The organism is Corallococcus sp. CA047B, assembly GCF_003612065.1.
Classification (GTDB): Bacteria; Myxococcota; Myxococcia; order Myxococcales; family Myxococcaceae; genus Corallococcus; species Corallococcus praedator.
Genome location: NZ_RAWD01000303.1, coordinates 1 through 11490, shown reverse-complemented (window position 1 = coordinate 11490; position 11490 = coordinate 1). Strand labels below are relative to the sequence as shown.

Sequence of the window (11490 nt, the reverse complement as noted above, 5' to 3'; positions counted from 1 at the left end):
CTCGAAGCCCGGGGGGACGGGCACGCCGGGGGGCGCGTGGATGCGCACGCGGTTCTTGCCCTCGAAGAGCACGGCCTGGGTGACGCGGTGGCCCTGCTGGAAGGTGTCCATGTCGGCCGGGGGGACGGTGCCCTCGTAGAGGGTGTCGTGCAGGGCGGCCTTCGCTTCACTGGGACTGGTGATGGCGACCACGCGGCCCTGGCGGATGACGGCGAAGCGCGGGCAGAGCATGGCCACGTCCTCCACGATGTGCGTGGACAGCAGCACCGTGCGCTCGTGGGCGATCTCCGCCAGCAGCCGGTAGAAGCGCTGGCGCTCTTCCGGGTCCAGGCCCGCGGTGGGCTCGTCCACGATGATGAGTTTGGGATTGCCTGCCAGGGCCTGGGCGATGCCCAACCGCTGCCGCATGCCGCCCGAGTACTCCTTCACCTTGCGCTTCGCCGCGAACGTGAGGTTCACGCGCTCCAGCAGTTGCGCGCACAGCGCCTTCAGGCCCTGGGGCGCGGTGACGCCCTTGAGCTCCAGCAGGTAGCGCAGCATGTCCTGGCCGGAGAGGTACGGGTAGAAGCCGAACTCCTGGGGCAGGTAGCCCAGGTGGGGGCGCAGGGCCTCCGGGTGGCGCACCAGGTCCAGGCCGTCCAGCGTCACCTCGCCGGAGGTGGGCTCCAGCAGGCCGGAGAGGATCTTCATCAGCGTGGACTTGCCCGCGCCGTTGGGGCCCAGCAGGCCGAACATCCCCCGGGGCACTTCCAGGTCCACGCCGCGAAGGGCCGTGACCGGCCCCGGGTACACCTTCACCAGATTGCGCAGGCTGAGCATGTGGCCCCATCTACGCCGAAGGAGGGGCTCTATTTCCACCCGCGTCCGAACGGGGCAGGCAGGCGACGCCCCGGGTGATTGAGCCATGAAAACAGGGCTGCCAGACTCGCGGGCCTCATGGCCTCTTCCCGGCGGTACCTGGATGTCCTCACCGGGCTGCGATTCCTCGCGGCCGCGCACATCGGCGCGTACCACGTGTACCACATGGTCTTCACCGGCACGGAGGCGCCGCCGGGGCTGCACGGGTTGCTCGACAGCGGCTACGTGAGCGTCGGGTTCTTCTTCGTGCTGTCGGGGTTCATCCTGGGCTACCACCACCTGGAGCGCCCGCCCGACACGCGCGAGGCACGCAAGGCGTTCTGGGTGGCCCGCTTCGCGCGCCTGTATCCCCTCTATGCGCTGGGGCTCGCGCTGGCCGCGCCCGCGTTCTTCAAGGGCCTGCACGCCGCGTGGGTGGAGGCGCCGGGGGAGCTGTGGCGGCTGGATGGGGCGCTCGTGCTCGCGCCGCTGTTGATGCAGAGCTGGGTGCCCTGGACGGCGCTCGCGTGGAACGGCGCGGGTTGGTCGCTGGCGGTGGAGGCGGCCTTCTACGCGGTGTTCCCCTTCCTCGCGGTGCGGCTGGGACAGACAGGGCCCCGGGCGCTCGCGGTGGGCGCGGTGGCGGCGTATGCGCTCGCGCTGGTGTTGCCGGTGCTGTACCTGCTGGTGGATCCGGACCACGGCCCGGCGTCGTCGTACCACTCCGGGCCGTGGATGCGGGCGCTGCGCTTCAACCCGCTGGCGCGGCTGCCGGAGTTCATCCTGGGCCTCCTCGCGGGCCGCTACTTCCTGCTGCGAGCGGACGCCGCGCCCCGCGCGCGGCCTGTCGTGTTGACGGCGCTGGGCGTGTTCATCCTCGCGGTGCTGATGGGGAGCGCGTCGCTGCCCTTCCCGCTGCTGCACAACGGCCTGCTGGCCCCGGTGTTCGCGGCGCTCTTCGTCTTGTTGCCCCGGAGCCAGGGACTCATGGCAAGCGTGCTCGCCTCACGCCCGCTCCGCTTCCTGGGAGAGGCGAGCTATTCGCTCTACATCCTGCACATGCCGCTGCTGTTCACGTGGAAGTCCGTGATGAAGCGCCTGGACGTTCCGTCCACGTCCGTGGGGGCGGTGGCGGTGCTGACGGTGGGCGTCGTGGTGCTGTGCGTGGCCGCCCACCAATGGGTGGAGAAGCCCGCGCGCAGGTGGATTCGCGCACGGTGGGCGGAGCGTGCCGCGCGGCGGGCGGAGGCAGGCATCCAGCCCCTGGCGTGAGCCGCGCATCACGGTGGGTGTTCCGTCACCTGCCCGTGCCCTGGCATTGAGGCGAAGCCCATCCATTACAGCGACACGGAATGATGCGGGCCTGCATGAATAATGGCAGACCCCTTCGCGTCGGCAGGTCGCTCGTCGCGGGGTGGAGGTAGGCGCCTCCTCGGTCCCAACCCACGCGCATCCCGGGGGTTCCCCCCCGGAACCAAGCCCACCCCTGCTGTCAATTCCAGGAACTCCTGATGCACGCGATGCGACCTTCGTCGTCTGTCTTGTTGTTGAGCCTCGTGCTCACCCTCGCGGCCTGCAAGGGCTCCGAAGAGGAACCGCTCCCCGTTCCGGATGTGCCCACCACCGCCCGGCTCGCGGGCAAGGTCACGCTCCAGGACGCGACCCGCGCCGAGGGCATCCTGGTCGCCTTGACGGGCACCGAGCTGCACGCCAGCACGGACGCGCAAGGCGCCTTCCTGCTGGAAGAAGTGCCGCCCGGCACCCATGAGCTCACCGCCTCCAAGCCGGGCTACTCGTCGCTGCGCCAGACAGTGGCGCTGAGCGCGGGCGACTCCGTGAGCCTGTCGCTCACCATGAAGGCCACCCGGGGACGGTTGAGCGGCCTCATCACGCTGGAAGGCGCCAGCAGCTCCGCCGGCATCGCGGTGTCCCTGACGGGCACGGACGTGGCCACCACCACCAGCGCCCAGGGACGCTTCACCCTGGAGGACCTTGCCCTGGGCACCTACGAGCTGGTCGCCGTGAAGGCCGGCTACACGGTCCTCCATCAGCCCGTGGAGGTGAAGGAGGGCATTTCCACCTCCTCGGCCCAGGTGCTGTCGCGGCTGCGCGGTCAGGTGGAGGGCCAGGTGCTGCTGGAGGGCGCCGCGTCCCCCCAGGGCATCCAGCTGTCCCTGACGGGCTGGACCGGGAAGGCCACCACGGATGCGCAGGGCCGCTTCGTCCTGGCCGGTGTCCCCACGGGCACCTACGAGTTCGTCGCCACCAAGGACCGCTACGTGGTCGCGCGCCAGACGGTGGAGGTGAAGGAGGGCGGCTCCACCACCGTCACGCTCACGCTGGCGCACAGCCGGGGCCGCGTGGAGGGCCAGGTGCGGCTGGATGACGCCACGGACTTCTCGGGCATCCAGGTGTCGCTCGCGGGCTGGAGCGAGACCACCACCACGAACGCGGAGGGCCGCTTCGTGCTGGAGGGGGTCTTCACGGGTACCTATCAGGTGGTGGCCACGAAGAACGGCTACTCCACCCCGTCTACCTCGGTGCTGGTGCAGGCGGATGCGACGGCGTCCGTTTCGATGACCCTGGAGCGGCGCTACGGCTCCATCCAGGGCCGCGTGACGCTGGAAGGCCGCACGAACCACGCGGGCGTGCGCATCGACCTCGTCGGGCGGACCGAATCCTTCACGACCACCTCCAACGGCAGCTTCCAGTTCAACCGCCTGCTGCCCGGGGACTACTCGCTCCAGGCGACCCTGAGCCCGTACGAGACCGTGAACCTGCCGGTGAAGGTGTCGCTGGATGAGTACCGCAACACCCACTTCACGATGAGCCTCCTCCGGGGCGACGTGACGGGCACCGTGCTCCTGGAGGAGGTCGCGGCCGGAAGCCTCGACGGCACCGAGGTGACGCTGGCGGGCACCTCCCTGCGCGCCACCACCCAGGCGGACGGCACCTTCACCCTCGCGGGCGTGCCGGTGGGGACGTACGAGGTGCGGGCCAGCCGGTCCACCCATGCGGAGCGACGCGCGTCGGTCACGGTCGTGGCGAACCAGTCCGTCTCCGTGTCCCTCCAACTGCCCCGGCTGCGCGGGCAGGTGGACGGGCAGGTCGTGCTCTCGGATGGCGGGGAGCTGTCGGGCATCACGGTGTTCCAGAGCGGCCTCGCCACGCCCATCACGCCGGATGCCCAGGGCCGCTTCGCGCTGGTGGGGCTGCCCACGGGGAGCTACGCGCTGAAGGCGCTCAAGGAAGGCTATGCGAAGGCCGAACAGTCGGTGACGGTGAGCGCGAACGCGACGACGAACGTGTCGCTGCGGCTCACCCGCCTGCCGCCGCCCACGTTCACGTCCATCCCCTCGCTCGCGGTGCAGGGCGGGTGGGTGACCCTGACCGGCACGAACCTGGGCGACGAGCCGGGCTCTTCCCAGGTGACGGTGAACGGAAGCGCTCCCGCGCAGGTCATCTCCTGGAGCCAGACGCGCGCCGTCGTGCGGATGCCCTACGAAGTGCCTCCGGGCGTCCAGCAGGTGGTGTTCAAGACGGGCGTGCCCCAGCAGACGTTCACGGCCCAGGTCCGGGTGGTGGCCCAGAAGACGCTGGCCCTTGGCGACGCATGGGGCCTGGGCGTCCTCCCGGACGGCACCCTCCAGCACCTCGCGGACAACAGCGTCTGGGGGAACTCGCCCGCGTCCTTGAACCAGGGGATCGTGAGCGTCGCCGCGGAGGACTACTACGGCATGGTGCTCAAGGAGAATGGAACGGTCGACTGGTGGGGCTACAACATCGACCACATCGGCGACGTTCCCAGGGGCCTGTCCGGAGTCGTCGCCATCACCACGGGCTACGGCTTCGCCGTGGCCCTCAAGAACGACGGCACCCTGGTCACGTGGGGGAGCGTCGACAGCCCCGCTTCGACTGCGCCTCCGGGCGTCACGGACGTCATCGCCATCTCCGCGGGCCGCAACCACGCCCTGGCGCTCCGGGCGGATGGCACCGTCGTCGCCTGGGGCAACAACAGCCATGGCGCGGCCACGGTCCCGCAGGGACTCACGGACGTGGTGGAGGTCTCCGCGGGCACCGTTTCGAGTGTCGCGCGCAAGGTGGATGGCAGCCTGGTGACCTGGGGCACCCTCTCACCGGAGCGGCCCCTCCCCCAGGGACTGACGGGGGTGCGGACCGTGGCCCTCAGTCGCCGCGACAACTACGGGCTGGCCGTGCTCTCGGATGAGAGTGTCATCGCCTGGGGAGAATCGACGACCAACCTGAACGGCAGCCGCAATGGCCTGCCGCCCCCCGTCCAGACGCAGGTGGTGGCCTTGGCCATGGGGTCGGGCCACGCGGATGCCGTGCTTCATCAGGATGGCACCCTCACCCTCTGGGGAGTCTCCTCGGACGGCATGAACACGCTGCCTCCCGGCAAGGTGCTGCGCGTCCCGGCGCGCTGAAACAGCTGCCCGGCGCGGGGCCCTGCTCCGCGCCGTGGCGGCGGCTCACGCGCTCCTGGCGCGCGCCTGCTGACGGGGGTGCGCGCCGCGCTTCACCGGGCCCAGCTGCGCGAGCACGCGGCCAATCTCCACCAGCTCCACGGGCTTGACGAGGTGCAGGTCGAAGCCCGCCTCCTCGCTGCGGGCCCGGTCCTCCGGCGCCCCGTAGCCCGTGAGCGCGATGAGGTGCGCGTCGGAGGCCGCGCGCTGGCGCAGCTCCTCCGCCACCTCGTAGCCGCTCAGCCCGGGCAGCCCGATGTCCAGGATGATGACGTCGTAGGAGCCCGGGGTCGCCAGACTGAGCGCCTCGTGGCCATCCGCGGCGACCACGACGGTGTGGCCCCACATCTGGAGCATCTCGCTCAGGCCCTCGCGCGCGTCGGGGTTGTCGTCGACCAGGAGGATGCGCCACTCGCCCTTCTGCGACTCGACGCGCTCCAGGTGCGTGTCGGGCCTCGCGGCGTCCGCCAGCAGGGGCAGCGTGACGGTGAAGGTGCTGCCCTGGCCCAGGCCTTCGCTGAACACCGACACCTGACCGCCGTGCTCCTCCACCAGGTGGCGCACCAGCGTCAGGCCAATGCCCAGCCCGCCCCGGCTGCGCGCGAGCCCGGTGTCCAGCTGCGCGAAGAGTTCGAAGATGCGCTCCTGTTCGCCCGGCGGGAGCCCGATGCCGGTGTCCTGCACGGACACGCGCACGCGGTGGTCCTTGCCCACGTGGGCGCCCACGGTGATGACGCTGCCCTCGGGGGAATACTTCGCGGCGTTGTCCAGCAGGTTGGTGAAGACCTGCTCCAGCCGCGTCCGGTCGCCGTCCACCCAAGAGGGCGCTTCGGGCAGCGCTTCCTCGAGGATGAGCAGCCGCTCCTCCATCACCGGCCGGGCGGCGGCGAGCGCGTGGCGCAGGACGGTGTTGAGATCCAACCGGTCGCGGCGCAGCGCGTACTTGCCCCGGGTGATGCGGCTGACGTCGAGCAGGTCGTCCACCAGGTGGCGCAGGTGCTCCACCTGCCGCTCGATGATGGAGCGGCGGCGCGAGTCGGCTTCGGACAGGCCGTTCGAGTCCTTCTGGCCGAGCATCTGCACCGCGAGGGCGATGGCGGCCAGGGGGTTGCGCAGCTCATGGCCGAGCATCGCCAGGAACTCGTCCTTCTTGCGGTCGGCTTCCTCCAGGCGCGCGGCGTTGGCCAGGGCCTCGCGCTCCACGCGTCGCAGGCGCAGCACGCTGTTGACGGTGGCGATGAGCTCCTCGGGGTCGAACGGCTGCGTCAGGTAGACGTCCGCGCCCGCGCGCAGGCCAATGACCTTCTTCTCCGCGGTGATGAACGTGGCGGAGGTGTGGATGACGGCGGTCTCCCGGGTGCGGGGGTCCGCCTTCAGCAGCCGGCACACCTCGTAGCCGCTCATGTCCGGCAGCTTCACGTCGAGCACGACGAGGTCGGGGCGTCCCTCCAGGGCGACCTTCAGGGCCTCGCCGCCAGTCATCGCCTCCAGCACGTGGTAGCCGGCCTGGCGCAGCGAGAAGGAGCCCAGGTAGAGACTGGCGGGCGTGTCGTTGACGTGAAGGATGGTAGCGGTGGCGGTGGCGATCACGAGCGACTTTCCCAGGGACGGTCCAACAGGTTTCTACCGTGCGTCTGGGAGTACGCGGGCCCGGACCGAGGGGATCCCGCCATCCTTTCGGGGGACCCGTGCGCGAGGATCCGGGAATTGTTGAGACCGCGACATGGGCCTGGCTGCCATGCAGGAGGGCAGCCGACCGAGCGTGTTTCAGTTCACATCCTCCGGTGAGCCTCCCTCCCGGAGTCCCTCGGGCCAGGGCCGCGTGGGGTCGTTCCAGACGGAATCCAACACGCCGGGGACACGCCAACGGATCCGTCCGTCACGGCTGATGGTCGTGGTGTGGCTTCAGGCCACCGGGCCCAGCAGCACTTGGACCCATCCCTTCAGACCCTGGATGACCGTGGCGAGCCGCCCCAGGCACGTCAGTCCTTGCTGGTAGTCACGAGCGCTCTGGAGGGGCGACATGGCGCAAGGGCGTCTGGGACGTTTCGGCGGAAGTGGGGTGCTGCTGCTGGCGCTGGTGGCGTGTACCCCGCATGGCACCGGTACGCTCCCGATGGGGCTCCAAGGTTACGCGCGCTATCAAAGCGCTTCGCCACCACTGTTTCCACGTGACGCCAGCAACTTCGCGGGCTCGGGCGGCACCGTGGGCGGGGAGGTGCTGGGCAGCTACCTCGCCTTCATCGAGGAACAGCGGGCCGCGCTGAAGAAACCCGCCGTGAAGCAGATGGAACGACAGGCGGGCCATGCCGCACTGAATGAACTGTTCATCTGGGCCCTCGCACGGACCGAGGAGCAGCTCGCGGAGGACTCACCGCTGGAGGTGTACCTGCGGCTGAAGGTCGAGCACTCGCAGCGGCAGCGCGAGGACAGCGTGCGCTCGACGCAGGTGGAGGCGAAGCTGGACGAATACCACCGCTGGGCGGATGCGCGCGGCCGGGCCCTGGCAGGGGCGCACTTCCGCAGGCTGGGCCAGGATGGCCTGCTCACCGAAAGCTCGCTGTACGAGGCGACGCAGCGGGCGCTGGTGGAGGCGGTGCTCGACTGGGCCTACGCGCACACGCTGGATCCGGACTTCGTGCGCAAGAGCCCCAGTGAAGTGGCGCTCTACCTGCTGGCGCGCGACAGCCTGCTGGCCTCGGCGGTGGAAGCAGGCCGCATTGCGCCGCCGACGTGGGACCCGCGCCGGGAGCCTCCAGCCATTCCTCCGGAGGAGCTCGTGCTGGAGATGGCGGTGGGCCTGCTGCCCGTCGCCGGAGAAGTGGCGGATGTGACGGGTGTGGTGCTGGGAGTCAGCATCCTGGGACACCCGCTGACGGACGGCGAGCGGTTGCTGTGCGCGGTGAGCGTGGCGCTGCCGGTGGTGTCGGGTCGCCTGTTGTCGGAAGGCGCGCAGGGCGTGGAGCGGGTGGCGCTGTTGACGGGTCGGAGCCTGCGCGAGGTGCAGGTGTTGCAGCGGGTGGTGCAGCACCTGTCCCCCCAGGATGCGCAGGAGATCCGCCGGGTGCTGCGCGCGGCGGCACGCGGTGATGCGGTGTCAGCGGAGGACGTGGCGAAGCTGCAAGCCGTGGCGAAGCGGCTGGAATCCCCGCTGGCCGAGGCGGGCCGTGTGCTCGGGCAGGGCAAGCGCGTGGCCCTGGTGGGTTCGCGGGTGACTGCGGAAGGCACGCGACTGTTGCCGGGCAGCGCGGAGCATCTGGCGCAGGCCTGGGTGGACTACCAGTTTCGTCACCCGTCGAAGTACCCCCGCATCCAGTACGCGGTGGATCCGGAGTGGGAGCGGCTCTACCAGACGGTCATCAAGAACAAGGGCGTGGGCAGCGAGTTCGAGCAGGCCGTGCTCCAGAGCAGGAACTACCCGAAGAACACGAGCCTGGTGTTGCCGCCACCGGGGAGCAAGGCCCAGGGCTTCGTCCCGGATTCCGTGAGGGGAAACCCTGGTGAGCTTGTCTGGGGCAGTCCCTACAACTTCGTCGAGGTGAAGGGCCGTGCGGAGTTGTCGCTCACGGGCAACCTGAAAGCCATGATTGACTATGTCCGCGACCAAGGGGGTTCCATCGAACTCTGGGTCCGCTCAGCCAGGCACCCATCGGGAGCAACCCGCCTCTCGAACCCGCTGAATGATCAACTGCGGGATCTCGGTCGGCTGGGAAGAGCCAGCATCAAGCCCTTTCCGTGAGGAAACGTCATGGCCACGCGGTCCCTGAAGACGAAGTTTCACCTGCCTCCCGGCGCTCCGAGCACGAACACCGTCCGCGAGCTGCTCCAGCGGTTCTTCTCCGAAAATCAATGGTTCCAGCCCAGGCGCTTCGGACGGTCCGGCATGAATCAACGGATAGAACCCGGTGCCTTCGACCCGGGCGCCCTCGCGGCCTCCTATGGTGAGTTCAAGGCGATCTCCATCGGTGCGAAGACCGATCGCGACTTCCTCATGCTGCTCCCAAGCCGGGATGCGAAATACCCCTACGTTGGCAGCCTCATCTGGACCACCTCGGTCGTAGAGGCCAGGAAGCCCGGCTGGCGCGACAACCACCTGCGCCAGATTGTGGAAGTCATGCACCTGCTCGGCGCGCCGCTCGCCCAGTCAGGGCTCTACGACGACTTCGACCGGAAGACCCACCGACTCGTGCCGAACGAAGATGGCTTCGGCTCCACGGAGATCTTCAATGTGCGCGACTACAGCGAGGGCCTCGATGGCCTCTTCTGGCGCAACATCTTCGGCGCCCCCTTCGTGAAGCTCTTCGGTCCGCGCCTGGATGCGATTCCCGCCGGACAGCGGCGGACACTCGAAGGGGGCCTCGTCCTCGTCCAGCCCTACGAACTGCCCACCCAGGGAATGACCTCTGAAGGGGACGCCGCCGAGGCCCAGCTCATCACCACGCTGGGCCCCGCGTCATTCTACGACCACCGGGAGAACGCCATGCCCCTGCGCGTGCCCGACGTGTCTTCACTTCCCCACGCCTCCTGACCTTCCGGACGCGCGCTCAGTGCCCGGAGTGCACGCTGACGGTGCGCCCGTTGAGCGGCTGCAGGGGGCGGTTGTTGGGGTTGAGGTGCGGCAGTCGCTCGATGGCGGCGATCTGCGCGTCGGACAGCTCGATGGGGTTCTTCATCACGTACCACTGCAACCCCTGCGTGCACGGCGGCGTGGTGAGCGAACCCGCGTACTGGAAGAACGCCTTGTCGTGCGGCAGCAGCGCGCTTGCGTTGATGAGCGCCCCCACCGGCGAACTCTGCTCCCCCGCGTGCCGGGGCAGGTGCCGGAAGGCCGTGAACAGCGCCGCGTTCAGCGCGCCCTCCTGGATGAGCACGCCCACGACCAGCGCGGGCGTTCCGTTCGCGTCCGTGTGCACCAGGTGCATCTCCAGCGGGTACTCCACGCCGTCCTTCGTGTGCTCGCTGGGCGTGTGGAAGTGGAACTGCGCCAGCTTGTACTCGTTGGCGCCCACCCGGACCGTGCTGCCGGTGTCGTAGTTGAACTGCACCGTGTGGCCCGTGTTCACCATCCGCACGTGGCTCGTGGCGTAGTGGAAGCTGGGGACCGCCTGCTGCGGATGCGCGGCACCCGCCGTCACCAGCGCGATGGGCGACTGCATCACCCCCTGCCCACAGAGCGCGTCGCCCGGGAGCTCCGCCCAGTGCTCCGGGCTCAGGGTCTGGTCGTAGCCCCAGTGCACTTCGTCTTCAGCGAAGGCACTCGAAGCCAGCAACAGGGAGGACAGCAACGCGCCCTTCAGGGCGCGCACGGAGACGGTGCGGGAGAGCAACATGGGGTGGGGTCCTTGGACGCAGGCGTCAATCACAGGCAGGACATCCCTGGCTCAAACCCAGGGATGCCTCGATGCGCCTTGTGCCCCAGAAATCCCCTGAGATACAAATTTCAAAATATTTCTAATCAGACAGGTTGTGTCACGGCGTTGTCACCTCGTGGACCTCAACGCCAGACATCCGTCTCACGGCTCGGTCCACACCGCCAATTCGTTACCCGTGGGGTCCGCGAAGTGGAAGCGCTTGCCTCCGGGGAACGAGAACGTGTCCTTCACGATGCGCCCTCCCGCCGCGAGCACCTTCGCGTGCGTCGCTTCCAGGTCCTTGGAATACAGGACGACGAGCATGCCCCCCTTGCCCACCGGCAGCGACGCGTCGAAGCCGCCATTCAGCCGGCCGTCCTTGAAGCTCGTGTAGGCCGGGCCGTAGTCCTCGAAGCTCCAGCCGAAGACGTCGCCGTAGAAGCGCTTCGCCTCCCCGGTGTCCCGGGCGGGGAACTCGATGTAGTCGATGCGGTGGTGCTGCTCGGCCTGCTGCGATGAGGGAGTCGTGGACATGGGGAGGCCTCTCTTCCTGAAAGGGAACGCCCCTACGTTACGCACCCGCCGCGTCCGGCGATTGTACGAATCCGACTTCCGCCCGCTCCCGCGCGTAGGCCCCCGGCGTCAGCCCCGCCAGCGCCCGGAATTCCCGCACCTGGTGCGCCTGGTCGTAGTACCCCGCCGCCAGCGCCCATTCCGCGCCCTCCACCGCGCGCGGCCCCTGGAGCAGCGACAGCGCGTGCTGGAGCCGCTCGATGCGGCACAGCACCTTGGGCGACAGGCCCACCGCCGCCAGGAAC

General features: G+C 69.3%; 9 protein-coding genes. 4 read left to right on the top strand and 5 right to left on the bottom strand.

The window, feature by feature from the left end; translation table 11 throughout:
* The coding region (locus tag D7X74_RS33140; RefSeq protein WP_147446770.1) for an ABC transporter ATP-binding protein at positions 1 to 819 on the bottom strand (819 nt) is incomplete at its 3' end.
* 117 nt (positions 820 to 936) lie between these two features.
* Here D7X74_RS33140 and D7X74_RS33135 point away from each other — a divergent pair.
* Positions 937 to 2109, top strand: a complete 1173-nt coding sequence (locus D7X74_RS33135) for an acyltransferase (RefSeq protein ID WP_120537008.1) — start codon at positions 937 to 939, stop codon at positions 2107 to 2109.
* Between the two features lie 239 nt (positions 2110 to 2348).
* A complete protein-coding gene (locus tag D7X74_RS33130) occupies positions 2349 to 5282 on the top strand; it encodes a carboxypeptidase regulatory-like domain-containing protein (protein WP_120537007.1) in 2934 nt (977 codons plus the stop codon).
* A 45-nt stretch (positions 5283 to 5327) separates the two neighbouring features.
* Here the strand turns inward: D7X74_RS33130 and D7X74_RS33125 are convergent, their stop codons facing one another.
* Positions 5328 to 6911 (bottom strand): response regulator, encoded by a 1584-nt coding sequence (locus D7X74_RS33125; protein ID WP_120537006.1) that lies wholly within the window; start codon positions 6909 to 6911, stop codon positions 5328 to 5330.
* A gap of 433 nt (positions 6912 to 7344) precedes the next feature.
* Here D7X74_RS33125 and D7X74_RS33120 point away from each other — a divergent pair, with 433 nt between their 5' ends.
* Both D7X74_RS33120 and D7X74_RS33115 read left to right on the top strand, forming a co-directional pair.
* Positions 7345 to 9060, top strand: coding sequence for a hypothetical protein (locus D7X74_RS33120; protein WP_147446769.1), 1716 nt, complete (start codon positions 7345 to 7347; stop codon positions 9058 to 9060).
* A gap of 9 nt (positions 9061 to 9069) precedes the next feature.
* Complete coding sequence (locus D7X74_RS33115) at positions 9070 to 9849, top strand: hypothetical protein (RefSeq protein WP_120537004.1); 780 nt, start codon at positions 9070 to 9072, stop codon at positions 9847 to 9849.
* A 16-nt stretch (positions 9850 to 9865) separates the two neighbouring features.
* On the opposite strand, the gene D7X74_RS33110 is transcribed toward D7X74_RS33115, so the two are convergent.
* From D7X74_RS33110 to D7X74_RS33100, 3 genes are all read right to left on the bottom strand, one after another.
* A complete protein-coding gene (locus D7X74_RS33110; protein WP_120537003.1) occupies positions 9866 to 10651 on the bottom strand; it encodes a carbonic anhydrase in 786 nt (261 codons plus the stop codon).
* A 183-nt stretch (positions 10652 to 10834) separates the two neighbouring features.
* Positions 10835 to 11206, bottom strand: coding sequence for a VOC family protein (locus D7X74_RS33105; protein ID WP_120537002.1), 372 nt, complete (start codon positions 11204 to 11206; stop codon positions 10835 to 10837).
* Positions 11207 to 11243: 37 nt separating this feature from the next.
* Positions 11244 to 11490, bottom strand: a 247-nt coding sequence (locus tag D7X74_RS33100) for a helix-turn-helix domain-containing protein (protein WP_147446768.1), incomplete at its 5' end; no start/stop codon positions are given.